This window comes from Streptococcus parasanguinis (assembly GCF_040908565.1).
Classification (GTDB): Bacteria; Bacillota; Bacilli; order Lactobacillales; family Streptococcaceae; genus Streptococcus; species Streptococcus parasanguinis_AC.
In genome coordinates this window covers 106,390-130,581 of the sequence record NZ_JBDGEA010000004.1, presented here as the reverse complement: position 1 = coordinate 130,581, position 24,192 = coordinate 106,390, and the positions used below count along the sequence as shown (strand labels likewise).

Genomic DNA, 24,192 nt, shown 5'->3' with positions numbered 1-24,192 from the left:
ACCTCTACTTTGGAAACTGTAGACTTTATCTATCTTCGATCATGGATCTCTATAATCGTGAAATAGTAGCTTATACCATCTCAGAGTGTCAAGATACTAACTTTGTACTCGATACACTTCATCAACTTGAGCTACCTCAAGGGGGACTTTTACACAGCGATCAGGGATCTGTCTACACCTCAAAAGCCTACTATCAGCCTTGTATAGAAAAAGGCATCACCCGCTCCATGTACCGAAAAGGAACACCAGCAGATAATGCCTGTATCGAATGGTTTCACTCTGTTCTCAAGTCTGAAACCTTCTCTCTCCATAAGTGAAGAAACATAACTGGAGATAGTTTAACAGATATTGTCAAAAATTACATCATATTTTATAATGAAACTGGAATTCAACAGAAATTAAATGACCAGTCTCCTGTAGAGTACAGAGAATTGGTCGTAGAAGGGGTCCAGCAACCGAAGGGCGCTAGCCTTCAAATTTTCCTCCCAAAATGTGTCCAAAATATTGACAGAATTCCAACACGGAAGATTTGGCACAGAATGGATTATTTGGTTTTACGACTTTCTTTATCATATTTAACCTTGCTTTGCTTGTCTTGGCAGGCTGGGTAGGGTATAAGTGGAAGATAAGATGAAAAAAATGGAGAAAACTCTAATGGTTCTTCTCCATTTTTTTATCTAATTGGTAATGTTGAAAATCGGAAGTGAAATGATACTTTCAAAGAATTCATTTTGGACACTAGCAAACGAAATAGAGCCTTGATGCAAATCAACAATTTGTTTTGAAATTTTTAGCCCAATTCCAGTCGTTCTAATTTTAGAAATATCAATGCTTTTAAAAGATAATTCATTAAGTTCAGCAATTTTTTCTGGTGAAGCTCCCTGTCCATTATCTTTGATTTCGACAATTACATTTGTATCTTTTTTGAATAAGTGGATTCTTATTGTGCAACCCTTTTCATTATGTAAAACAGAGTTGTAGATGATATTATGGATAACTCTTGTGATTAAAAACTGCTCAATCATGATAGATTGATTAACAAGTGAATAATCGTAATCAAATTCAAATTCAAAATCATTCCAGATTTCTTGATTTAAAATATGGATGAGAATGTCTTTGAAGAAGGGGATAATTTTTGTTTCAGTCTGATTTAATTGAAGATGACCGGATGAAAGGCGAGCTACTATATTTAGATCATTTAAAATATTTTGGATGTAATAGGATTCCGTCAATATTGGGCGAATATGTTTTTTAGACTGTGTATCTAGTTCAGAATCATTTAACAAGGACGCGTTAGAAATGATGACAGAAAGAGGTGTTTTGATATCGTGTGCAATACCTGAAATCCATTGCTCTTTAAAGACTTCATTCTCTTTGAGTAGAGTATCAGTTTGATTAATTGCAGTTGTAAGATATTCTAGTTCTGATATAGAATTTATTGGATTTTTCAGACCATCCGGGAGATTCTGAATAGCAGTTACAAGAGGCGCAATTTTACGATTGATATGCGTCACACCATAGTAGTAAAGAAAAGCGAAATAGAGGCAGTTGAAAAGCAATACTCCAAATGCTACTAGCGGAATCAGGCGAATACTATCTATATCTAAGTAATTATAACTATAACGAGCAATTTTATCTTTTGGAAAACCAACAACAATGATGTAGTCACCTTTTATCTGACTAAAAACAGGATAATCTGAAAGATAATAGCGAGAAAACTGTAAAATGTCCCCATAGTCAAATTGCGAAGGAACTTCTGTTGGTTTATACTGTTCGAACACTTGTTTTCCAGTCTGCTTATCCAATACCATGAGCCATAACTTTTGTTCCTTTAGACTAGAAATATCATTTCTAGGTATGTGGACGTTATTTTTTGTGATGGTAATGTGTTCAGAAATTATTTTCACAGTCTCAGTAGCAGTTTGCTTTTCCTTAATGTAGAAAACAAAACTGGCAATTAGAAGAATATTGGTAATAAAGATAATGATGGAAAAAAAGATAAATTTCTTTAGTGAATACCTTAAAATTTTGGTTTGGTTCATAATCATGATAACAATTTATATCCCAGCCCTTTAGCTGTCTTTAAATATTGAGGTTTTGAAGGATTTTCTTCTATTTTTTCTCGAATTTTCCGAATATGTACAGTCAAAGTGTTTTCATAACCAAAGCTATCCACTCCCCAAATCGTATCACAGAGAGATTCGGTTGAAACGATGTAATTTTTATTATCGTAAAGTTTTTTCAAAATCTGAATTTCAATTGGCGTAATAGAAATTTCTGCTCCATTTTTTTGTACTGTTGCATTCCGAAAACTCACCAAAGTCTGTCCAATCTGTATTGCTTCCTGTTCTGATTTATAGCTTCTCCGGAGCAGAGCCATAATGCGATAGATAAGATTTTTTGGAATGAAGGGTTTCATGACATAATCATCACCACCAGCATTGAAACCAGCTACCTCATCTTCAGGATTATTTTTGGCAGTCAGAAAGAGGATAGGTGTATCGCCTTTTTTTCGGATATGTTTTGCTAATGTGTAGCCATCACCATCGGGGAGCATAATGTCCAAAAGGAAAAGATCGAACTGCTCTGTTTCAATCATGTCCAAACTAGATTCTATATCATAGGCTGATGTTAGATTGGAAAATCCGTAGGCAGTGAGAATATCTCTTATGGAAGAGTTTAAAATTTTATCGTCATCAATGATAAGGATGTGCTTATTCAGGAGTTGTTGTTCGAAATTCATAATCTTACCTCACTTATCTATATTATACCATTTAAAAGAGTGAAAAAAGGTAAAACACTTTAATCTTAATGTAAAATTAAGGTTAACTTAGTTTAAAATTAATCTAGCATGTCTATAATAAAGACATGACCTAGATAGAGATACTTCTCAAATAAATTTTAATCAGTGAGGTATTTCCAAATGTCTAAACAACAAATGAATCTCGTTGAGATTGAAGCAATGAATTCTCTTCAAGAATTGACTCTTGAAGAACTCGATAACGTTCTTGGTGCTGGTGGAGGAGTAATCCAAACCATTGTTTTAAGTAATCAATTTTATTCAGACAAAACAATGGTAATAGTGAGTCACCAATTAGATATTGTGAATTATGTTGATTCTATCATTTTTGTTGATAAGAGTAGTGGAGATGTTATCAAAGATACTCATGATAATTTGATTTATAGAAATCAAAATTATAGAAAATTATTTGGTTTAAAGGAGAAAGTTCATAATGATTAGTAATGTTTTACAGATAAAAAACTTACAAAAGGAATTTAAGGACACTCAGGTAGTTAACCTTAGTTCCTTATCAGTTCAACAAGGTGAGATTTATGGTTTTCTAGGTCCAAATGGAGCAGGGAAAACAACCACCATGAAGATGATTTTGTCTTTGATTTCTCGTACAGCTGGGGAGATTGAAGTGTTCGGTCAACCCATAGATACGGACAAGCAGTATCTTAATCAGATTGGCTCTATGATTGAAGAACCGTCTTATTATCCTAATTTGACAGGCTATGAAAATCTCTTGGTCTTCCAAAAAATCCTTGGATTTGATAAGAAAAATATCCAGGAAACCTTGAAAATTGTGGGGTTAGATCAACCTAAAAACAAGAAAAAATTGGTTAAAGATTATTCCTTGGGTATGAAACAGCGTTTGGCTTTAGCCTTTGCCTTAGTCAAGAAACCACGTTTGTTGATACTGGATGAGCCAACAAACGGGCTAGACCCAGCAGGGATTCATGAAATTCGGGAACTGATTATCAAGTTGGCAAAAGAACAGGGCATTACTGTCTTCATCTCTACCCATATCCTTTCTGAAGTTGAGCATATCGCTGACCGTGTGGGGATTATCAATCATGGTCAACTGGTTTACGAGGGAGAAATTCGTAAAATTCAGTCCAATAAATGGCTGGAAGTGCGTGGGGATTTTAGAGATCGACGTGAAGTCATTAGCCAAGTGTTATTTGGTTATCCGTGCAAGATGTTAGAGATACAAGAGGATAAACTCAAGCTGACTAACCTTGCCGATCAGCAGATTTCTAGTTTGTTACGAGATTTAATAGTCGAGAAAGTTCCAATTTATGAAGTGAAGCAAGAACAAGAAACCTTGGAATCTATCTTCCTTAACTTAACCAAGGAGTGAGTCTTATGTTGAATAATTTGTCTATTGAATTGCTCAAGGCAAAACGAACCAAATCCTTCCTCATTAGCATACTAGTTATGGGAGTTGGATTTGCTTGGGCAATTGCAGCCGCTACACGCTACCTAAGTAATCCACACATGCACCAGATTAGCCTAATTTTCTATATGATAAAAGAAGTAAATGGCTTGATTCTTCCTATTGTGGTTGCTCTCTTTGTATCGCGGATTGTCAAGAACGAGAAGGAGGGCAACACTTTCAAACTTCTTTTGGCAAATGGTGAAAATGTACGGCATATCTTTCTGAGTAAGCTTGGCCTGACTATGTTCGTTTTGATCTTTCTCGCTTTTTTGGAGGGAGTAGTAGTCCAGTTGATTGCAATCTTATCTGGTCTAGAAATGACTGTTAGCCTAATCCTCTGGCAAATCGTCATTTTCTTACTAGCCTCTTTTGTCTTGACCTGTCTGTTTTTGACTTTGCAGTTTTTACTGAAAAAGCAGGCACTGATACTGGCATTAGGGATTTTCGGAGGATTTCTTGGAGTTGGATTTGGTCATGCTCCAGCTTTTCTCCAGCTGATTTTCCCTTTTGGTGGTATAGGATATCTGTCTCTGGTGGATTACCAGCAAGTCGCCAGTCAAGTGAGTTATGTTTTGGTGACAAACCTAGGATTTAAACTCTTTACATATTTGCCAATAGCCCTAATCTATCTCTTCTTATCTCTCTATCTGGTTGAAAAGAAAGGAGGCAAGCTATGATGTCTTATCTATCAGTAGAATGGCGGAAAACCAAAAAATTTTCCATGTTGATGATTGGTATTTGGTTCTTAGCTTTTTGTAGCCTGATTGGTCTTGGGATTTACTTTGGTTCAGCTTATTCTATGGTTGCAGAAAGTAAAAAAGTACCTGTTTTATGGGGACAATTGACCTTCTATTATAGCCAGCTTTTCTTTCCGATTTTGGTCAGCCTTTATGTAGCCATGATGTTAGGAAAAGAGTTTGATAGAAAAAATATTGAATTTCTCAGAGCTAATAATGTCAGTCTTGGGAAATTATTGTTGGCAAAAGAAATAGTAATTATCTTGTTTATTGCTGTTTTACAGTTGTTCTTGTTTAGTATTTTTTATGTCAGTGCTTACCTAGCTCATTTAGAAATTTCTAATTTGTTCACCTACCTCAAGTGGGATTTATTGGGGATTTTTGGAACAATTAGTATGATGTCAGTGCAGTTTTTTATAACAGCTAAAACTCGTGTTTTCAGTAAATCTGTGGGAATTGGTGCTATTGGTACTTTCATAGGATTTATGATGATTTTTGTATCAGATAAATTATCTTTAATCTATCCCTACTCCCAAGCTATGGTGGCAATGCGGTCACGGAATTTGATAGACTTTAATTTAGTGGAAATAGTGCTGTTTATCATTGTAAATATTCTTCTGTGGGGGATTTTTCATACATTGAGTAATAAAGAATTGCATAAGTAATGCGAAGACTCTTCGGAGTCTTTTTCTTGTGATAAAAGCTCCAAGCTTTATCTGGTATGCTTGACCTAGTTTTTTAGAAAGAAGTTCTAAGATGTTAAATATAGTCAAAACTAAAGCCTTAATTAGTGTTGGAGCAGTGGCTGCAACTAGCTTTATTCTCATGATGGGATATACTGTTGGTTAACACTCGACTGTTAAACAAAGTCGCAAAGAGATTGAATTGGCTGAAGCTAAACTTGTAGAGGATAAACAAGCAGAAGATAAAGCCAGCATTTTGTCATCAGATACTGTATTAGTGCCCAAAATACAAGAGAAAATTCGTCAGATAGCATCTCCGATGGATGCTGCTTTAGAGGGGCGCAATCGTCAAAATCCCTTGAGACCAGATTGGGAAGAGGTCAAAGATAAAGTGATGCTCCAGGCCCTTCGAATGAAATTTAGCCAAAATCCAGAAATCGGTAAAGAATTGCTCGCGACAGGAGATGCCATCCTTATCGAACATACGCGAAATGACGACTACTGGGCTGATGGGGGAGATGGCTCTGGAAAGAACAAGCTAGGCCTTCTCTTAATGCAAGTACGGGAAGAGTTGAAAAACCTCACCCTGTAACCTCTTCTCTTGCTATACCATTTAACAGCCTAGTTTTGGTATGAATGCCACAATGATCAATAATATGGAACTCAAGTCAGTTGACTTGAGGTTTTTATGTGCGTGAATGAGCTGGGAATACCACTAACTAGGCTTTTTTCTAGCGGTGAAAGATGTTATAATATGAAAAAATTTAAAGGAGAAATGAATGGGAGATAAATACACAGTAAAAAGTGATCTTTCGGTGGCTGCTAAGCATGCTACTGCAATAGGATCTGCCAATAATCATCCGGCTATTACAGTTCAAAGAGATGAACAAACGACAGTTGCTGGTAATAATAGTGCCAAAAATGGTATTAGTCAATTTGAGAATCTTCAGACTCAGCTATCGAATCATATTGTGAATATGATTCAAAATATCCATAGCTTAGCTGAGCAGTTTGAAGATAAGGATGCCATGATTCGTCAAAATTTAAATATTTTGAATACCATTCAGTCTAAGCCATCATTCTCAAATGAAGTGAAATCAAAATACTTAGATGTATTAGAGGATTAGATATGAGTACAGAAGATACATGGAATAAGCTCCATGAGAAAGAACGACAACTTTCAGATAAGGAGTGGGACTTATATCAGCGGATAGAAAAATTAGATTCGAAGAAAATGGAAGTAATGGATCAGCTGTTGAATGATTCTCATTGGTTAAATGATCTAGATTTTCTTTTCGAAGGTAGCAGATATCAAAGTCAAATGATGGATGACCAGTTAGAATTCCAGCATCAAGTGAGAATAATGGAATGCAGTCTGGATAAAGAATTAGAAAAACTTCAGAAAGAACATAAATCTATTGAAATGAAGTTAGATTCGATTCACCAAGAAAAAAGACGATTAGTGACGGAGGAAATCACATGAGTATAGATATGTATCTAGAATCCGCCAGAAGTCAGGCAACTAGTTTATCTAGTATATCCGCCCAGTGCGTGCAACAGAATATTGAATTGATTAAAGTTCTTGAAAATTTTGTAGCTGAAGAAGAGTTAAAAGGGCATGCTTACGACTCAGCAAAGGCGCATATTACAAGTACTGTAATTCCATTAATTCAAGGGATTGTCTTATACCAAGAATCACTGGCGGAGGAGTGTCAAAAATTTGTCAGTCAATATACCTCTGACGTAGATAGTAAAAGTTGGCGTCAAGTTGATTTAGAAGAAAAAATTAGGGAAGCAGATCAAAAGATTTCCAGTCTACGACAGTTAATGGAAACAAAATCGGATAATAAGATTTCAGCTTTTCTAAATCTTTCGGTATCCATAGCCGTATTAGAAGGAGCAAAACAAAAATTACAGAAAATATTAATTAGCCTGCTTACTTTTAATGCAGTCTCTCCAACTATCTTTTTAAATTCAGAGCGGTATTTATTGGCCGTTCAAAATGGTTTTGCCCAAGCTGCACAATCATGGGATGCTGCTAGTGGAACCTACTTGCCTCCAAGTAGTGGATCTGATCTATCGTGGAAGCAAACAATCTCTTTAGGATGGCAAAAACGTCAAGACATTCTGAACAAAGTGAAGAATCCGAAAGTTGAAACATTAGAAGAAAAACTCTCAAAAATGTCACGTGCAGAACTGGAGGAAGAGTATGGTTCTGTAATTCAATCATATAAAAGGTTTCTTACAATGGGACAAGGCGATAATGTGACTGCTACTATGGATTTTGAGGATGTGAAACTAATTTGGAAGCGGTATAATGAAGTGAAGGATGATCATTTAGGGTTATTACCTTCAGAATTAGCCAAGGTGGACCCGAAATTTAAGAAACGTATCGATGCAATGGATCAAGAAGCGTTAGAAGAGGCCTACCCAGAACTTAAAACATTGATCTCCATGGCTCATGTGAATCCCTATGCACAACTATTTAAATCTGAAACAGAACGCGCTAATTATGATTATCTACTAGACCGCTATTTTCTTTTAGATAGTCAAAAAATGCTTAGTTGGCGAGATCCTGCTTTTCAAACTAAATATGATTATTATATAATTGAAGAAGGAATTAATCCTTTTACAGGCAAACCTGCTACACAGGAAGAAATCAATCGGGCAAAAGATATCAAGAAGGTGAGGGCTTTTACTGAGAGCTTGCAACTGGCAAGTTCCCTGTATACCTCTTATGTAGGATACAATCAGTACTATAATAAACCCTACACAACGTTCTCGGATGTATTTAGTAAGGTAAAAGGGAAGATTCCATTCTTCAATAGGAAACCAGTAATTCCTGAGGTAACCCCTAAGGTAGAAACCAATGTTAAAACTATAACAGAACCAGCAAAAACTTATGATCGTGAACATATTTTACGAAATATAGAAGAAAGCAAGCTTGCGAGGAAATCCAGTAACTTTGACCAATATCTGGCGAAGGAGAAATTCCAGAAGACCTTAATCGATATGGAACCGGTGGATCGTCAGAGATATCTTCAATGGCACAAATATGCGGAGGCAGGTATCAGTCCTTCAGACCGTGTTAGAGTATTGGAAATTTCTGAAAAAGCGCCCAAAATAAAAATGATTGATGGCCTGGATCAACAATCTGTTTTTAAAAATATCGAAGCAATTGATACGGAAATTACTCCCCGTCCTGAACCAGAAGGATACTTACACCCAGACTACATAGAGGCACATAAGCATTTATTTGATAATGGAGCTGCTAAATTTCAAAAATTTCAGCCTAGCGAGAGTTGGAATGATGGTATTGTTGGGGGTAATGATGGAACAAGTTTTTGGTTAAGTAAAGACCATGCAGATATCATTCAAGACATTGCTAGAGGCGATAATCGTATTTACGAAACCTTGTTAGGATTTGATGAAGGGTACTTAGGAGATGGTCCACTTTATCGTTTGGATGTCACTCCAGAAGTAGTAGCAGAAAAAGAAATTTCAATACCAAGTGGTAATGAAGCTGGAGCCAATAACTGGTGGCGTCCAGGTGGAAGAACATATCCGGGAGATATGCCCGAAGGTGTCATGAAAGATATTAGTACCAAGAGAGGAGAACATACATGGAACATAGTAAATTAGCTTGGGAAGACGTTAGTAAGTTTGAAGAAATAAAAGGTTATGGACAACATGTTTGGCGACATCATGAGAAATATTTTTTTGTTACAGATGAAGGAGGAGTAGCCGAACAGAGGGTAGTCTATGAATTACCATTAGAACTATTTCAACTATTAAAGTCTGGGGAAAAAACTCTTAAAGAAATTCATTTTAAACTAAAAAAAGATTGTTGGCCGCCGAACGTGACACAGGAAGAAGCTAATAGAAATTTCTTGAGGCAATATCCAGAAGCTTTAAGAGGAAATCCCAAAGCGCAATGCTTATTCACAAAGGCTGAACTGGAAGAAATATTACCCGAAGGGGCTGAAATTTTAGCGAGCAAAGATTAAAATAATTCTTTATATCTATGTTGGAATTGAAACAAATAAGAGTTTACAAATTAAGTATTGGTAAGCTCTTACTTTAATTCTCGTCTATAAGAATTCTGTAGAGAAAATCCAACAGAGCACTCACAATATCAATTATCCCTTCATGAACCGAAATATTCAGCCTGAATTACAAGGGGAACAAAAAGACGAATTAAAAAGCAGTGAGGACCATTTTTGAGGTATTTTTGGGAAGTCAAGAGGACAAACTTTTCCAGAAGTATCTCAGAAGGGATAGAATAATATCCTCACAGGATGCTTGGAATAAAGCTAGTGGGGACATTGAACTTTATGATAGGTTTTTTCAAGAGGAACAAATTCGCTTATTTAATATAATTGATCCTAAATATGGAGAGAAGAAGGAAGAAGAATAAACTAAATTGAAGGAAGAAGTAAAAATTATAGTAAAAGAAGGAAACGTTGAAGATATACTTCGTGGAAGGCAAAAGTATCGAATTGAACCTCCAACTTTTGTTCCAGACGTTTTTCCTACAGATATTAATCAGGTAATGTTTGAATATTTTTATAATCAAAGTGATATCAAAAACATTCAATTATTATTAGAGAACTCTTTAATTAAATTGACAAAGAGTTCAGCTACGGATTTGTATATTTCAATATTATTTTTCGATTCAATACTCTTTATGGAAGATAAGGGTATTGCCACTTTTAAAATTGATACTTCAAAATTAGTATCTGAAATAGCATCTGGGATACAAAAAATTTGGGAAGAGTTAACGAAAAGTATAACTTTTGATAATGGATTAACTAAAAAAGACCCTATGAATTTAATTGTCCGCTTCAATCAGAGATACAAAAACAAATATAATTTTTCAATTCTTGAGGATTAGAAATAGGCTAGTACAAATGTTAAAAAGACAATATGGAATATTTAAATATCCTGACGGTGATATTAGATTATCAATAAAATTTTTGGATGAAAAATATCAAACTTTAGGCGAGTTTTTTATCACTGAGGTTCATAATTTTTATCTGGATGTTCGAGAAGCTTTGGAGAGTGTAATTTCTGGGAATATGGAAGAATATGCTTTTGATGGTAATTTGTTAGGGATTAAAATTGGAAAAGAAATAACAGAAGTTTACTTCCAATTTGAGGAAGAAATATTAGGCGCTCCATGCTTTATTCCTACAAATGAACTTTATAAATTGGTTTTAGAGTGGAAAGAAATGGAAGATAGAATGCACAGAGGGGAAGATATTTTTCCTCTTACCCTAGAGGATTGATGTTGAAAAACTCTACCCTGTAAGCTCTCTCCTCTAGCTATTCCACCTATTTCATGCTAGAATAAAGAAAAACACATTTGGAGGCATTATGAATCAGACAGTGACTTATTTGCAGGAATTGACAGCCATTCCTTCACCGACCGGTTTTACACGGGAGATCGCAAACTACTTGGTTAAAACCATTGAAGGCTTTGGGTATGAAGTAACTAGGACTGCTAAGGGTGGGGTAAATGTGACCGTGCCTGGTGTGATCACAGACAAGCAACGCTACGTCACAGCCCATGTGGATACCTTGGGGGCTATTGTCCGCACTGTGAAAGCAGATGGTCGCCTCAAGCTAGACCGTATCGGTGGTTTCCCTTGGAATATGATTGAAGGGGAAAATTGTACAGTCCATGTAGCCAATACAGGAAAGACCCATTCGGGGACAATTTTGGTCCATCAGACTTCTTGCCACGTCTATAAGGATGCGGGAACTGTCGAGCGGACCCAGGACAATATGGAAGTCCGTCTGGATGAAAAAGTAACCAATGAGAAAGAAACCCGTGCCCTTGGTATTGAAGTGGGTGATTTTGTCAGCTTTGATCCCCGGACCATTGTGACTGATACCGGCTTTATCAAATCTCGTCACTTAGATGACAAGGTGAGTGCAGCGATTCTCTTGAATCTTCTGCGCGTCTACAAGGAAGAACAGATCCAATTGCCAGTAACGACTACCTTTGCCTTTTCAGTCTTTGAAGAAGTGGGGCATGGAGCTAATTCTAGTATCCCGTCTGAAGTGGTAGAATACTTGGCAGTGGACATGGGAGCTATGGGAGATGACCAAGCGACGGATGAATACACGGTATCTATCTGTGTCAAAGATGCTTCAGGACCGTATCACTACGAATTCCGTCAGCATTTGGTAGCCTTGGCAAAAGCCCAAGAAATCCCTTATAAGTTGGATATCTATCCTTTCTATGGCTCAGATGCCTCTGCAGCCATGAGTGCAGGAGCAGAAGTCAAACATGCCCTCCTCGGAGCTGGGATCGAGTCAAGCCACTCTTATGAGCGGACTCACTTGGATTCTGTTCTTGCAACAGAGCGCATGGTCGATGCCTACCTTAAGAGCAACTTAGTTGATTAAAAATTGGATCTACTTTTTTGAACTATTTTTAGAAAGAAAACAATGTTTTTTCTTAGAAAATAACATAAGAAGTTTTTTTATAAAATATCCAGTCCTTATAGTTTTTTTAATCAAAACTGAGACTTTCCGCTGTGAGAAAAGTGCTTGAAATAGAATCATTTCAATCACTCGGGAGTTTTGAAACTTTAGGTTCAAAACTAAGTCATGGAACTTCCTGGATTGCTGAAATCATCCACTGGATAATTTCACCTAACGTCCGTACTCACCTAAGGAAAGTCTCAAATAAGTCTTAAACTTAAATTAATAACTACTCTTCGGAGTAGTTATTTAAAAAACAAAAATTTTCTGAAAATTCCTTTTCTTCTGAAAATCTTTGTGGTATAATCTTAAAATAAACTTAAAATTTCTTAAGGAGTTTTACATGAAAAAAAGAAATGTCATTGCACTTGCAGGAGTTGCCCTCCTTTCAGCAGGGATCTTAGCAGCTTGTTCTGGAGGTTCTAAATCATCGAGCTCAAGCAACAGTCAAAAATTCTCATATGTCTATGAGACAGAACCTGAAAACTTGAACTATATCACATCTGGTAAAGCAGCAACCCATGAAATCACAGGGAACTTGATTGATGGTTTGTTTGAAAATGACAAGTACGGAAACTTGATTCCTTCGCTTGCTAAAGATTGGACAGTTTCAGCAGATGGCTTGACGTATACTTACAAACTTCGTGATGATGCCAAATGGTATGACTCAGAAGGAGAAGAGTACGCAGATGTAACAGCTAAAGATTTCGTAACCGGAATCAAATATGCGGCTGATAACAAATCAGAAATGCTCTACATTATCCAAGATTCTATCAAAGGCTTGAATGACTACGTTAGCGGGAAAAATAAAGATTTCTCTGCTGTTGGAATTAAAGCGGTGGATGATCATACCCTTCAAATCACTTTGAACCAGGCAGAGCCTTTCTGGAATTCTAAATTGACTCTTGGAATTACCTTCCCAGTCAACGAAAAATTCGTAGAATCTAAAGGGGATAAATTCGCTCAAGCAAGCGATACAAGCTCCCTTCTTTACAATGGCCCATACATCTTGAAGAGCTTCACTTCTAAATCATCTATCGAGATGAGCAAGAATGAAAACTACTGGGATAAAGACAATGTTCACATCTCAGATGTTAAGTTAGAATATTATGATGGTCAAGACCAAAGTAAATTGGCGAACTCTTTTGAGGACAATGCTCTTAGCCTTGCTAAATTGTTCCCGACTGGATCTGGATTTTCAGATCAAGCTAAGAAATTTAAAGATGAAATCGTCTATACTCCACAAGATGCCAGCACTTTCGTTATCGGTGTCAATATCGACCGTCAGTCATATAAGTACACTTCAAAAACAACTGATGAAGAAAAATCATCTACTAAGAAAGCTCTTTTGAACAAAGACTTCCGTCAAGCGATCAGCTTTGCCTTTGACCGTGAAGCCTATGCTGCCCAAACAAATGGTAAAGATGGTGCCAGCAAACTGATCCGTAACCTCTACATCCCACCTACATTTGTTCAAGCAGATGGTAAGACCTTCGGTGAAATGGTTAAAACTGACTTGGTGACTTATGGAGACGAGTGGAAAGATGCAAATCTTGACGATGGTCAAAATGGTCTTTACAATGCAAAACAAGCCAAAGAAGAGTTTGCAAAAGCAAAAACTGCTTTGGAAGCGGAAGGTGTGAAATTCCCAATCCACTTGGATATGCCAGTAGACCAAACCACTCCAACCAAGGTTCAACGTGTTCAATCCTTCAAACAATCAGTTGAAAGTGCGCTTGGAAAAGAAAACGTCGTTGTCGACATCCATATGGTATCCAAAGAAGACCTCTTGAACGTGACGCTCTTTGCTGCTAAAGCAGAAGACGAAGACTGGGATATCTCAGATAATGTTGGATGGAGCCCTGACTATCAAGACCCATCAACTTACATGGATATCTTGAAAGCATCTTCTGGTGAAAACACTAAGACTTTCTTTGGATTTGATCCAAGCGAAAACAATGAGGCAGCTAAGAAGGTTGGTCTCTACGACTTTGAGAAGATGGTAACAGAAGCAGGAGCTGAAACAAAAGACATTAACAAACGTTATGAGAAATATGCTGCAGCTCAAGCTTGGTTGACAGATAGTGCCTTGGTAATTCCTACAACATCAAAGACTGGTCGTCCATTCTTGACTCGTGTAGAACCATTCTCAGCACCATTTGCATGGACTGGTGGTAAAGGTAAGGACAATGTTGTCTATAAAGGCATGAAGCTTCAAGACAAGGCTGTAACAACTGCTGACTACAACAAAGCTCTTGAAAAATGGAAGAAAGAGCAAGCAGAGTCAAACCAAAAAGCTCAAGAAGAATTAAAAGATCATGTGAAATAAGCATCTTTTTATCGAGGCACTTTGCCTCGATTTTTTGTTGGAAAGAATTTGATATAAGAACGCTTACATAGTATAATAACTGTATTGATTACAAAATAGTGAGGTCTCTTTTATGAAAAAGAAAACAATGGTTTCCATTGTCGCATCGAGCTTACTGATCGCGCCAATGGTTTTGCACCAAGTAGTAGCAGCAGATGAGCAGACAGAAGAGTTAGCTCCATCGACAGAAGTGGTCCATGCTCCATCTACTGAAGCAACACCGACAGCACGTGACACCAGTACTGCCACTAGTAAAGAAGCTGCAAGCTCGAATGAGGCATCGCTGGATCGGACAGTAGTTGCCAATCAAGTAGCCCCTTCTACAGAAGAACACTCAAGACAAAGTGATCCAACTGTTCCAGTAGCAACTCCAGTAGTAACAAACAGGGAAGCCGCACCTCAATCCACTCCTACTTCAGAAGCACCGGCAACAAGTCAGGATTTGGCAAAAGTCACAGGTTCGACACTTGCAAGTGATCAGGCTACTAAAGAGTTGACAGTGCAAGATGCTGTTAATGGCTTGCTTCAATGGGCAGCAACGGACCCAAGCCAATTGGGCCAAAGCCAAGCAGATCGGGAACGCTTCGCCAAGAGTTTAGGTTTGATTGAAACATCAGAAGATCTGACGCGTAAGGTCAATCAGCCAGAATTGGCCAAGATGTACGAAACAGCTAAGAAACTCTATGATGCTTATCGAGCTGAAAAGAAAGCTCCTCTCTTTTTAAATGGTCGTGCTCAGCCTATTTTCCCTTATACGACGGGAGAAAAAGCAGACGAAGACTACAAATATGAGGACAGCCAAATTGTGCGCTTCCCAGTCTATGTCGAAACGGACTACGACACCGATGCAGATGGCAAGCCAGACTTGGTCAAAGCCATTGTTCAATTACCAAAAGCAGTCGCTCAAGGGGATTTTAAGGCAGCAACCATTCTGGAAGCGCGTCCTTACGTAGCAGGAACACTCGATGAAAACTACGTGACCCTTGAAAGTCTGGGGCTTCCGACAGATGGCAGTTACGACATGAAGAAACTGCACAGCCAACCTGCAAAGAGACAGCCAGTAAGCGGTGAGACGACAGAGGAAGCAGCCAAAAAAGCCAAAGCATCGGATTGGTACTACTACAGTCCCTACGAGTATATCTATGACTACGAAGATCTCAACTGGTACGACTATTTCTTGGTCAGAGGCTATGCCTTTATCTCTAGCGCCGGACTTGGTACCAAGGGATCAGAAGGATTTAACACGACAGGGTCTGACCTCGAAATCAATGCCTTCAAGAATATCATCGAATGGGTCAATGGCAAACGCAAAGCCTACACCGATAAGACTAGTAATATCGAAATAAAGGCAGACTGGGCAAGTGGCAATGTCGCAATGACCGGTCTATCCTGGGCTGGCACCACAACCTTTGGTGTGGCAGCGACAGGCGTAGAAGGCCTAAAGACCATCGTTCCAGCAGCAGGGATTGCTTCTTGGTATGATTATTTCAATAGCCAAGGGACCCAATTTGGCAATGCACCTTATAGTGACCTTTCATGGCTTTCCCTCTACGTTAGCACGCGGATGCTGGACCAAGACGATTGGGCAGGGATTTGGCAAAACTATTCCAACTACATCAACCAATTGAACAAGGACCAGTACGCTCATGATCGCAACTACAGTGATGTCTGGAAGGAGCGGGATTATACCCTTCATCCAGAAAATCTCAAGACCAGCGCCCTGATTGTCCATGGCTTGAACGATGACAATGTCAAGACCAAACATTTTGAACTCATGTACGATGCGCTAAAGAAAGCGGGCCAAGATGTCAAGCTCTATCTCCACCAAGGAGACCACGTCTATCCAGCTGCTATGTCCCGTGGATACGGCATCACCGCCAAGGGTCAAGATTTTTATGATTTGCTCAATACCTGGTTGACCCACTACCTCTATGGTGTGGACAATCACGTCGAAAGCTTGCCAGCGGTTCTAGCTCAAAACAACTATGATCCAAGTAAGTGGACCAGCTATGATAACTGGAAGAGCAGTCAACGTCTCTTCTTGAATGCTCAGTCGAAACGCTTGGAAGAAACCATTTCAAGTGACTATGCGGCTGCGGGTGTTGAGATCGCTAACCGTAATGAAACAGTCAGCAAAGCCTCTTCTAAGGCTAATCTGACCTTTGTTTCTGATGTCACTGAGGACACTACGATCAAGGGCCACATTCCCGTTCATTTCAAGGCAGCTCTTGCCAAAGGTCAAGGAAAGAATTTCCAACTCAATGCCCTCTTGGTAGACGTGGCAGATGAGGACTTTGACGTGGTAGGAAATGGTAGCGTCAAGCAAGATAAAACAGCAGATGGTTTCTGGATGGGAAGCAATTTAAGCAATCTATCTGTAGCCGAATACGAAACCATCAAGACCAAGTACAAGGTGATCGCAAAAGGCTGGATCAACCTTGCCAATCCTGAGTCTGGCTACGATTCAGCAAGCTCACGCGCTAGCATTGAGCCAAAAGTTGGGGAATACCATGATTATACCGTTTATCTCCAACCAAATCTCTATACAGTTAAGAAAGGTCACAAGTTAGCTCTAGTCTTTAACACCTATGACCCGTCTGACCTAACGGTGGAGCATCCATATGAAGTGACCTTTAAGACAGATTCTATCCAGGCTGCGATTCCAATTGTCGAAAAGACTCGCGCCCAAAAGGCAAGCTATCTACCAAGTGCAATCGATACAGATTATGCAAACCTGCCAGAAGTTGAAGGAGCTGCTCTAGTAGCACCAGAAGTGCACTACAAGGAAGAATATACGCTTCCAAGCCCAGAACATCTTGTCCAACCAAGCCAAGATGTTCCTGAAAAGGTCGTTGAGATGAAGACCGCATCAGCTGCCCAAGAGCACCCTCACCTTGCTCTAGCTGTATCCTATGGCCCTCAATTTGTTTCACCAGGATTGGCAGAAGATCCTCAAGCTTCAACTCCTGCAGTAGAAGGAGGGCATGCGGACCATACGCTTCCACAAACAGGGAACAAAGAACATGCTTTGGGTCTCTTAGGTCTGTTTACCCTGACAGCTTCTAGCCTCGTCTTTTGGAGCAAGAAGAAAGAAGATGCCTAAGGAGTCCCCGTAGCAAATATTTCTAAAATGGCATTATTTAGTGTAAAATAAAAGTAGAAATGCAGAATCAGTAGATGCCTACTGAAAAAGGAGGAAATATGGCACACGTAATCACAGATGCAACTTTTGAACAAGAAACTAGCCAAGGACTTGTCTTGATTGACTTTTGGGCAACTTGGTGTGGCCCATGTCGCATGCAAGCACCGATCTTGGATCAGTTGGCAGAAGAAGTACATGAAGATGATTTGAAAATCTGTAAGATGGATGTCGATGAAAATCCAAATACAGCACGTCAATTCGGTATCATGTCGATCCCAACTCTTCTCTTTAAAAAAGATGGCCAAGTCGTGAAACAAGTGGCTGGAGTTCATACGAAAGCCCAATTAAAAGAAATCATTGCAGAATTGAGCTAAAAAGAAAGGGAGTGGGAAAGAACTCCGACTAGTTAAAAAGAGTTCGTTTTCCCACCCCCGCAAAGTTGATTAGGTTATCTTCGGAGCTTAATAAGCGAACGAAGATACCAATCAACCACTGCGTCATACAGTTATTTCTATCAAACATCGAAGGCTGGATAATTTTTTTCCAGCTTTTTTTGATGCTTTTTATTTCTGTCAAATAGACGCGATACCCATTGACAGCGCTTTCTTATCATGCTAAAATGAAGCTGTGTTTCCTATAAAATTTTTACAGAAAAAATTCTCCTAGGAACATGTGGATCCTAGGAGAAAATCACATTTATTGGTTATTGGCCCTCTGTATCTTGGGCTACCCAGACGCTGACAGAGCGTTCTGCCACTGGGAATTCAGCAGTACCGTCTTCTTGAACTTGGACAGTTTCGCTACAATTTTCTAAGACATCATAGTAGGTGAGTCCTGCGTATGATGAACCGATCTCCATGACTTTTGTAGCAGCTTGGTTATTCGAAATCAAGCAGGCGATTGGTGCTGATTCTTCTGTACCTGAGCGTGTCCAACCGATGCAATTAGGATCATCGAAGTAGTCCGTTTGCTCCCCGTAAGCCAGATCTTTACGAACCCATAAGAGACGATCGAGAACCTCTTGGAAACTTTCTTGCGCAAATTTGCCTTGGATACCGTAGTAGTCTCCATAGAAGACACAAGGCAAACCAGCTTCACGAAGTAAGATCAAGGCATAGGCTGCAGGCTTAAACCATTCTTCAATGGTAGATTCCAAGGCTTGCCCTCTCTGGGTATCATGGTTGTCCACAAAGGTTACAGCCTGTTCAGGATGATGTTGAACTAGTGTTCCATCAAAAATGTTTCTCAGGTCGAAATTTTCACCCTCTTGGCTAGCTCTGAAGAAATTTTGGTGGAGGGCCACATCGATCAAGTCGTATAAGTAGTCAATGCTTTCCAAGTATTCATCGTTGATCTCTTTATCCCCATTCCAAAACTCGCCAAAAACGTAGAAATCTTCATCGTACTTTTGGGTGATATTGTGGATGAAATTCTTCATAAAGAAGGAGTCGATATGCTTGACGGCATCCAGACGGAAACCTTCTACACCAGTCGTTTCGATAAACCATTCAGCCCACTGATCGAGATTTTCTACAACCTCAGGGTGTTTGAAATCGATATCGGCGTACATGAGGTAATCGTAGTTTCCATTCTCCTTGTCCACAAGATCCCCATGAGCCCAACCTTTGTTGTCCCCTTGGATTTGGTAGATTCCATTCTTATTGCGAGAAGCATCGTAGTCAGTACCGGTGAAGTGGTACCAATGCCAGTGGAAGTCATTATAGGCTCCATTTCGGCCATCAAAGGTGAATTTAGTCCATCCTTGAATGGTGAAGGGCTCAGTGAGGATCTTGTTTCGATCCATGGGATCGACCTCAACGACCTCGAACTCCTCTAAGCCATCAGCGGCAGCTTTATGGTTGAGCACGACATCAGCCATTGGTTGAATCCCTGCATCTTTGAGGGCTTGAATTGCTTGAAGATAATCGTCTTTGAAACCATATTTGGTACGAACCGTTCCTTTCTGGTCGAACTCTCCCAAATCAAAGAGGTCGTAGACGCCGTACCCAACGTCATTGTTAGAAGTAGCTTTAAAGGCAGGCGGCATCCAGACTTTACAAATACCCAAGTCTGCTAAGTGTTGCGCATCTTCAGCAAGACGCGTCCAGTGGTTCCCATCAGCGGGTAAATACCACTCAAAATATTGCATTAAGGTTTGATTTTCCATTGTTATTTCTTCTTTCATGTGAATGTCCCTATTTTACCAAAAATAGTTGGATGGGACAAACGTTTGCGCTGGAAGCAAGCCCTTTCCAGAAAAGAAATCGCATACAGGAAAGAAGTGAAGTCGGGAGATAATGGCATAGAGTCAGGATTGCCTGTTGGCCACAGAGACATAGAAGTCTGATAGTAGGGATATCCATTATTTTATTTATATATAGTAGCAAAGAAGGGTGGTTTTAAAAGTGAAAGGAACCAATAGAGAGAGCATCGAAGCGATTTTTACCCAAGCCTTGGCGATTCCAAGCTTCACTAATACTGAGACAGAACAAGGAATCGAGGCCTACCTGGATCAACGGCTTGCCCAGATTCCCTATTTTAAGGAACATCCGGACCACTTTGGGCGCTATCAGGTACCACAGGATCACTTGCATCGGTCGGTCAATTGGGCCTTGGTCGATAAAGGTAAGAAAAAAACTCTTATCCTGTTTCACCACCATGATACAGTCGATCTTGAAGACTATGGACATTTGTCGGAGATCGCGCTCGATTCTGATAAAGTAGCAGCAGCCTTGAAAACACTGGATACGCGACCAGATATCCAGGCTGATTTAGCTTCTGGTCAATGGAAATTTGGCAGAGGATCTTGCGATATGAAAGCAGCTCTAGCCCTGCAACTAGGGGTTCTGGAAGCCTATGCGGCGGATCGCTCAGGAGGTCAGGTCAATCTGCTCTATCTCTCTGTTGGAGACGAGGAATCCTATTCAAGTGGGATGCGGGGAGCTTTGGGGCTCCTGACAGATTTGCAGGAAAAGTTTGATCTGGATTATGTATTGGCAGTAGATTCGGAGCCCTTTGAATCGGATCTAGAAAAAGAAAAAGTCCTTCACATTGGCACAGTGGGTAAACTGATGCCAGTCGTTGTGGCGCAAGGCGTCTTATCCCATATGAAGGAGCCTCTTAAAGGGATCAATGCCTTGTCCCTCTTAGTGGCCATCGCAAGCCAGCTGGATCTTCATCCCGATCTGGCTGATCAGGCCTTGGGAGAAACGTCTCCCCTTCCTTCTTGGTCCTATCTCAGAGATTTGAAGGAGCAGTACGATGTATCGACCGTGCTCTATGCGGCTGGTTATTTCAGTGTATTGCATTTGAAGAAAACACCGCAAGAACTCCTGCAGCGGATTTATGAACTTAGTCAGGAGGCCTTGGACGCCTTTTACAAGAAGTATGAACACTTGCAGGATCAGGCTGGCCAAGACCATATGATTGCAAGGCCAAGAGTCATCACCTATCAAGAACTAGAGGAACGATGCCAAGCTTTAGAGGGCTACCAAGACTTTAGGGAAGCTTCTAATCAAAAAGCGGAGCACGATTTTCGTAATGGGACCAGCTACCAGAGCCTTGCGATTCAGCAAATCCAGCGGCTCCTTGAGTTTCTCGGAGATAAGGATCCCATGGTGGTCATTGGTTTTGCGCCCCCATATTATCCTTCTATGAATTGTCGCTTTTTGGACAATACAGAACTCAAAATCGAGTCCTTGATCGAGGATTATCGCCAGTATCTGGACCAAAGAGGCTATAGCTTAAAAGTCGAAGAATACTTTATGGGGATTAACGACACCAGCTATTGTGCCTTGGAAAAGGATGTGGCCTCTTATCAAGTCGTCCTTGATAGCCTAGCTACACCAGCTCAGGTCTATGATCTGGATCTGGAAAAAATTGCCCAAATTCAGGTTCCAGCGATCAATCTCGGGCCCTGGGGCAAAGAATTGCATAAGCGAGGAGAGCGAGTCTATAAAGAAGACTTTTTGGATACCATTCCAAACTATTTACTAGATCTGCTCTATCATTTCAATGATCGTTTATTACAATAGAAATCAAACACGATCCCAATGAGGATCGTACAAGGAGTTAGTATGATTACATTTCACGGAGTTACAAAAGATTACGATGGGCACATTGCTCTCAACCACTTGGATTTGACCATCGAAGATGGGCAAATTGTCGGACTGATTGGCCACAACGGAGCTGGTAAGTCCACAACCATCAAGAGTTTGGTCAGTGTGATTACCCCAACCACTGGGTCCATCGAGGTAGATGGTCAGGACCTTTATAGCCATCGGCTTGCGATCAAAAAGAAGATCGGTTACGTGGCGGATTCGCCGGATCTTTTCTTGCGTCTCACAGCCAATGAATTCTGGGAGTTGGTTGCGACCTCTTATGATATGAGTCAGAAAGACTGTGATCAACGCTTGGAAGAGCTTCTCAGGATTTTTGATTTTCAGAGTCACCGCTATGAAGTGATTGAATCCTTTTCACATGGGATGCGCCAGAAGGTCTTCGTCATTGCAGCGCTCTTATCCGATCCAGATATCTGGGTCTTGGACGAACCGATGACCGGATTGGACCCGCAGGCTTCTTACGATTTAAAACAAATGATGCGGCAGCATGCGGATCGCGGAAAGACCGTTATTTTCTCTACCCACGTCTTAGAAGTAGCTGAACAACTCTGTGATAAGATTGCCATTCTGAAAAAAGGTAATCTCATTTTCTATGGGACGATCGAGGAATTGAAGGGACAACACCCCGAACAAAGCTTGGAAAGTATCTATCTCAGTCTAGCGGGGCGGAAGGAAGAAGGTGGCGATCATGCGTCTTAAGATCATCCAACAGCTGGTCAATGTCAATATCATCTATGCCAGTCAGCCCGCCCAGATCGCAAAATTACGTGCCAAACAGGCCAAAAAACCGGACGTCAAACTCAATGTTGCCCGCAGATCGGTATTGAACTATCTCTCTTTAGGATTTTTCTATTTCGTCTTGTTTGGTTTGCTCTTTAGTATCTATGATTTTGTCCATCAACCAGCTTTCTTTGTCAATATGGTCGCCCTCTTTTCCTTGATGACGATTTCCCAAGGCTTTATGAGTTTTTACAATGTCTTTTATGAAAGCAAGGACCTCCAGTTTTACCGGCCCTATGCCTTCTCAGATGCGGAAGTCATTGCTGGAAAGAGTATCTCGGTCATCTTGACCCTTCTCATGGCTATCCTTCCCTTGATCAGCTATTTTTTGATCCTCCCTGTGCAAGCAGGTGGTTTCAATCCGTTAGGCATCCTGCTTGGGCTCTTTTGTGCCTTAATTCTCTTAGGCGTTCTCTTTTTAGCGACGATCATCCTCTCCCATTTGATCACTAAGACCCTCTTTTTCAAAAAACACACGACCTTAGTCTCTAATCTCATGGTCGGAATCGGCTCCCTCCTCAGTCTAGGCGCTTATCTTTATCTAAATCTAGTCCAAACTCACCGGGTAGAGATGTCGGGTGGAGCGGATATTCCCATTCTTTTTCCGCCTTTTGTTGCCTTTCATCAGTTTATCCTCCATCCTTTTGAGGGAGGAGCGATCCTTGGCGTCTTGGGCTGGATCGCGGTGCTTTTAGTTCTGATCGGCCTGGTTCGTAAACTTGTGATCCCGCAGTTTTATGATGCAGCCCTTGCAGTTTCGACCAACCAAACCGTCAAAGAGCGTGTGAAAGCCATCCATGTGGGTCAGAAAGACTCTTTTAGACGATTTGTCATTCAGTATCATCGCAGACTCTTGCTTGATGGAACCCTTGTGGTCCAAGTTCTCTTGATGATGAGTATTCTGCCTTACATTTTCTTACTTAGTGGAGCAGCAGGAGCATCGAAAAATATCGGCGGCCTCAGTCCTTACTTGACACCCCAGTATCTGGTGCCACTGGCCCTTGTTGCCTTCTTGATCGGTGTTTTCAATAGTTTTGGAGGCTTGACCAGTATCGGTATTTCGCTGGAGCGTGAAAACTTTGAGTACTTGAGATCGCTCCCTATTGATTTCAAACGCTATCTCTTTATGAAGTTTTGGTTGCTCTATTTGGTGCAATCCATTCTTCCTGTCCTTCTTCTGGTTGGTGTTTGTCTCTATTTTGGCGTGCATCCCATGGCCATCCTTGCCATGTTGTTGATCTGGGTCGTAACCACCATTCCGATCTGCATTCGAGACTATGTCAAAGATTTTCAAAATTTTAGTACCAATTGGACCAATATCACAGAGTTGATGACCCGTCATCGTGGGAATGCAGTTCTTCAGTCTATCCTCTTGATTGTCTTTATCTTTGTGATGTTTCTCTTGATCATTGTTAGCTTCATTTGGACCTATCATTCCGTCAGCACCCTGCTGGCTGTGATCCTTTATAGTGTCATCCTGCTAATCGGAGCTGGGATCAGTTCGACCATCTACCGCAAAAAAATCCTCACTCTCTACCAAGAGATCGGAGAATAAAAAGAGAGAGTAGGACAGAAATCGGTCATTCGTTAGAATTCGATTTCGTCGTCCACCTCCGCACAGTTGAGTAGGGCTGTAAAGTTGATGA

21 protein-coding genes and 2 pseudogenes are annotated in these 24,192 nt (G+C 40.2%); 20 read left to right on the top strand and 3 right to left on the bottom strand.

Going from position 1 to position 24,192, the window contains the following annotated elements; genetic code table 11:
* Positions 1 to 431 (top strand): annotated as a pseudogene (locus AB5Y61_RS03325) (DDE-type integrase/transposase/recombinase); the annotation flags it as partial.
* Between the two features lie 98 nt (positions 432 to 529).
* Entirely contained in the window at positions 530 to 634 is a 105-nt protein-coding gene (locus AB5Y61_RS03320; protein WP_222935347.1) for a hypothetical protein, read from the top strand.
* Between the two features lie 43 nt (positions 635 to 677).
* Here AB5Y61_RS03320 and AB5Y61_RS03315 read toward each other — a convergent pair whose 3' ends face one another.
* Complete coding sequence (locus AB5Y61_RS03315) at positions 678 to 2,048, bottom strand: sensor histidine kinase (RefSeq protein ID WP_368403184.1); 1,371 nt, start codon at positions 2,046 to 2,048, stop codon at positions 678 to 680.
* The gene (locus tag AB5Y61_RS03310) at positions 2,045 to 2,743 is read right to left on the bottom strand and encodes a response regulator transcription factor (RefSeq protein ID WP_002892257.1); all 699 of its coding nucleotides are present in this window, start codon (positions 2,741 to 2,743) and stop codon (positions 2,045 to 2,047) included. Before AB5Y61_RS03310 ends, AB5Y61_RS03315 begins: the two co-directional genes overlap by 4 nt.
* Before the next feature lie 180 nt (positions 2,744 to 2,923).
* On the opposite strand from AB5Y61_RS03310, the gene AB5Y61_RS03305 reads away from it, so the two are divergent.
* The 15 genes and pseudogenes from AB5Y61_RS03305 to trxA all read left to right on the top strand — a co-directional run bounded on the left by AB5Y61_RS03305 (position 2,924) and on the right by trxA (position 18,019).
* Positions 2,924 to 3,241, top strand: a complete 318-nt coding sequence (locus AB5Y61_RS03305) for a type A2 lanthipeptide (RefSeq protein WP_368403183.1) — start codon at positions 2,924 to 2,926, stop codon at positions 3,239 to 3,241.
* Positions 3,234 to 4,145 carry an ABC transporter ATP-binding protein gene (locus tag AB5Y61_RS03300; protein WP_368403182.1) on the top strand — a complete coding sequence of 304 codons (912 nt, stop codon included), beginning with the start codon at positions 3,234 to 3,236 and terminating at the stop codon, positions 4,143 to 4,145. Before AB5Y61_RS03305 ends, AB5Y61_RS03300 begins: the two co-directional genes overlap by 8 nt.
* Positions 4,146 to 4,150: 5 nt before the next feature.
* Complete coding sequence (locus AB5Y61_RS03295) at positions 4,151 to 4,900, top strand: ABC transporter permease (protein WP_368403181.1); 750 nt, start codon at positions 4,151 to 4,153, stop codon at positions 4,898 to 4,900.
* A complete protein-coding gene (locus AB5Y61_RS03290; protein ID WP_368403180.1) occupies positions 4,897 to 5,625 on the top strand; it encodes an ABC transporter permease in 729 nt (242 codons plus the stop codon). The genes AB5Y61_RS03295 and AB5Y61_RS03290 overlap by 4 nt, the downstream gene beginning before the upstream one ends.
* Positions 5,626 to 5,716: 91 nt before the next feature.
* Positions 5,717 to 6,235, top strand: a pseudogene (locus AB5Y61_RS03285) (NADAR family protein).
* Positions 6,236 to 6,422: 187 nt separating this feature from the next.
* A complete protein-coding gene (locus AB5Y61_RS03280; protein WP_285308126.1) occupies positions 6,423 to 6,770 on the top strand; it encodes a TIGR04197 family type VII secretion effector in 348 nt (115 codons plus the stop codon).
* Positions 6,771 to 6,772: 2 nt separating this feature from the next.
* Positions 6,773 to 7,126, top strand: coding sequence for a DUF3958 family protein (locus tag AB5Y61_RS03275; RefSeq protein WP_049499504.1), 354 nt, complete (start codon positions 6,773 to 6,775; stop codon positions 7,124 to 7,126).
* Positions 7,123 to 9,285, top strand: coding sequence for a hypothetical protein (locus AB5Y61_RS03270; RefSeq protein WP_368403179.1), 2,163 nt, complete (start codon positions 7,123 to 7,125; stop codon positions 9,283 to 9,285). The genes AB5Y61_RS03275 and AB5Y61_RS03270 overlap by 4 nt, the downstream gene beginning before the upstream one ends.
* A complete protein-coding gene (locus tag AB5Y61_RS03265; RefSeq protein ID WP_042766256.1) occupies positions 9,267 to 9,650 on the top strand; it encodes a hypothetical protein in 384 nt (127 codons plus the stop codon). The genes AB5Y61_RS03270 and AB5Y61_RS03265 overlap by 19 nt, the downstream gene beginning before the upstream one ends.
* Before the next feature lie 416 nt (positions 9,651 to 10,066).
* Positions 10,067 to 10,537, top strand: coding sequence for a hypothetical protein (locus AB5Y61_RS03260; RefSeq protein ID WP_368403178.1), 471 nt, complete (start codon positions 10,067 to 10,069; stop codon positions 10,535 to 10,537).
* 16 nt (positions 10,538 to 10,553) lie between these two features.
* On the top strand, positions 10,554 to 10,931 hold the full coding sequence (locus AB5Y61_RS03255) for a hypothetical protein (RefSeq protein ID WP_368403177.1): 378 nt from the start codon (positions 10,554 to 10,556) through the stop codon (positions 10,929 to 10,931).
* Between the two features lie 88 nt (positions 10,932 to 11,019).
* Positions 11,020 to 12,057: a M42 family metallopeptidase gene (locus AB5Y61_RS03250; protein WP_368403176.1), complete on the top strand. Its 1,038-nt coding sequence runs from the start codon at positions 11,020 to 11,022 to the stop codon at positions 12,055 to 12,057.
* A gap of 421 nt (positions 12,058 to 12,478) precedes the next feature.
* Positions 12,479 to 14,464, top strand: coding sequence for a peptide ABC transporter substrate-binding protein (locus tag AB5Y61_RS03245; protein ID WP_368403175.1), 1,986 nt, complete (start codon positions 12,479 to 12,481; stop codon positions 14,462 to 14,464).
* A 112-nt stretch (positions 14,465 to 14,576) separates the two neighbouring features.
* A complete protein-coding gene (locus tag AB5Y61_RS03240) occupies positions 14,577 to 17,606 on the top strand; it encodes a CocE/NonD family hydrolase (protein ID WP_368403174.1) in 3,030 nt (1,009 codons plus the stop codon).
* A gap of 98 nt (positions 17,607 to 17,704) precedes the next feature.
* Positions 17,705 to 18,019: a thioredoxin gene (gene trxA / locus AB5Y61_RS03235; protein ID WP_003002728.1), complete on the top strand. Its 315-nt coding sequence runs from the start codon at positions 17,705 to 17,707 to the stop codon at positions 18,017 to 18,019.
* Between the two features lie 329 nt (positions 18,020 to 18,348).
* On the opposite strand, the gene AB5Y61_RS03230 is transcribed toward trxA, so the two are convergent.
* Positions 18,349 to 19,812 (bottom strand): alpha-amylase, encoded by a 1,464-nt coding sequence (locus AB5Y61_RS03230; protein ID WP_368403188.1) that lies wholly within the window; start codon positions 19,810 to 19,812, stop codon positions 18,349 to 18,351.
* 238 nt (positions 19,813 to 20,050) lie between these two features.
* Here AB5Y61_RS03230 and AB5Y61_RS03225 point away from each other — a divergent pair, with 238 nt between their 5' ends.
* From AB5Y61_RS03225 to AB5Y61_RS03215, 3 genes are read left to right on the top strand one after another with little or no spacing between them, the layout of a single operon-like run.
* Positions 20,051 to 21,679 (top strand): M20/M25/M40 family metallo-hydrolase, encoded by a 1,629-nt coding sequence (locus AB5Y61_RS03225; RefSeq protein WP_368403173.1) that lies wholly within the window; start codon positions 20,051 to 20,053, stop codon positions 21,677 to 21,679.
* Positions 21,680 to 21,721: 42 nt separating this feature from the next.
* The gene (locus AB5Y61_RS03220) at positions 21,722 to 22,465 is read left to right on the top strand and encodes an ABC transporter ATP-binding protein (RefSeq protein WP_003010968.1); all 744 of its coding nucleotides are present in this window, start codon (positions 21,722 to 21,724) and stop codon (positions 22,463 to 22,465) included.
* Positions 22,455 to 24,101: a hypothetical protein gene (locus AB5Y61_RS03215; protein WP_368403172.1), complete on the top strand. Its 1,647-nt coding sequence runs from the start codon at positions 22,455 to 22,457 to the stop codon at positions 24,099 to 24,101. Before AB5Y61_RS03220 ends, AB5Y61_RS03215 begins: the two co-directional genes overlap by 11 nt.
* Positions 24,102 to 24,192: the final 91 nt, after the last annotated feature.

What these genes read in the sequence shown, in the direction of transcription:
- AB5Y61_RS03315 (WP_368403184.1), bottom strand. Translation starts at nt 2,048, where the DNA reads ATGATTATGAACCAAACCAAAATTTTAAGGTATTCACTAAAGAAATTT.
- AB5Y61_RS03310 (WP_002892257.1), bottom strand. Translation starts at nt 2,743, where the DNA reads ATGAATTTCGAACAACAACTCCTGAATAAGCACATCCTTATCATTGAT.
- AB5Y61_RS03305 (WP_368403183.1), top strand. Translation starts at nt 2,924, where the DNA reads ATGTCTAAACAACAAATGAATCTCGTTGAGATTGAAGCAATGAATTCT.
- AB5Y61_RS03300 (WP_368403182.1), top strand. Translation starts at nt 3,234, where the DNA reads ATGATTAGTAATGTTTTACAGATAAAAAACTTACAAAAGGAATTTAAG.
- AB5Y61_RS03295 (WP_368403181.1), top strand. Translation starts at nt 4,151, where the DNA reads ATGTTGAATAATTTGTCTATTGAATTGCTCAAGGCAAAACGAACCAAA.
- AB5Y61_RS03290 (WP_368403180.1), top strand. Translation starts at nt 4,897, where the DNA reads ATGATGTCTTATCTATCAGTAGAATGGCGGAAAACCAAAAAATTTTCC.
- AB5Y61_RS03280 (WP_285308126.1), top strand. Translation starts at nt 6,423, where the DNA reads ATGGGAGATAAATACACAGTAAAAAGTGATCTTTCGGTGGCTGCTAAG.
- AB5Y61_RS03275 (WP_049499504.1), top strand. Translation starts at nt 6,773, where the DNA reads ATGAGTACAGAAGATACATGGAATAAGCTCCATGAGAAAGAACGACAA.
- AB5Y61_RS03270 (WP_368403179.1), top strand. Translation starts at nt 7,123, where the DNA reads ATGAGTATAGATATGTATCTAGAATCCGCCAGAAGTCAGGCAACTAGT.
- AB5Y61_RS03265 (WP_042766256.1), top strand. Translation starts at nt 9,267, where the DNA reads ATGGAACATAGTAAATTAGCTTGGGAAGACGTTAGTAAGTTTGAAGAA.
- AB5Y61_RS03255 (WP_368403177.1), top strand. Translation starts at nt 10,554, where the DNA reads ATGTTAAAAAGACAATATGGAATATTTAAATATCCTGACGGTGATATT.
- AB5Y61_RS03250 (WP_368403176.1), top strand. Translation starts at nt 11,020, where the DNA reads ATGAATCAGACAGTGACTTATTTGCAGGAATTGACAGCCATTCCTTCA.
- AB5Y61_RS03245 (WP_368403175.1), top strand. Translation starts at nt 12,479, where the DNA reads ATGAAAAAAAGAAATGTCATTGCACTTGCAGGAGTTGCCCTCCTTTCA.
- AB5Y61_RS03240 (WP_368403174.1), top strand. Translation starts at nt 14,577, where the DNA reads ATGAAAAAGAAAACAATGGTTTCCATTGTCGCATCGAGCTTACTGATC.
- trxA (WP_003002728.1), top strand. Translation starts at nt 17,705, where the DNA reads ATGGCACACGTAATCACAGATGCAACTTTTGAACAAGAAACTAGCCAA.
- AB5Y61_RS03230 (WP_368403188.1), bottom strand. Translation starts at nt 19,812, where the DNA reads ATGGAAAATCAAACCTTAATGCAATATTTTGAGTGGTATTTACCCGCT.
- AB5Y61_RS03220 (WP_003010968.1), top strand. Translation starts at nt 21,722, where the DNA reads ATGATTACATTTCACGGAGTTACAAAAGATTACGATGGGCACATTGCT.
- AB5Y61_RS03215 (WP_368403172.1), top strand. Translation starts at nt 22,455, where the DNA reads ATGCGTCTTAAGATCATCCAACAGCTGGTCAATGTCAATATCATCTAT.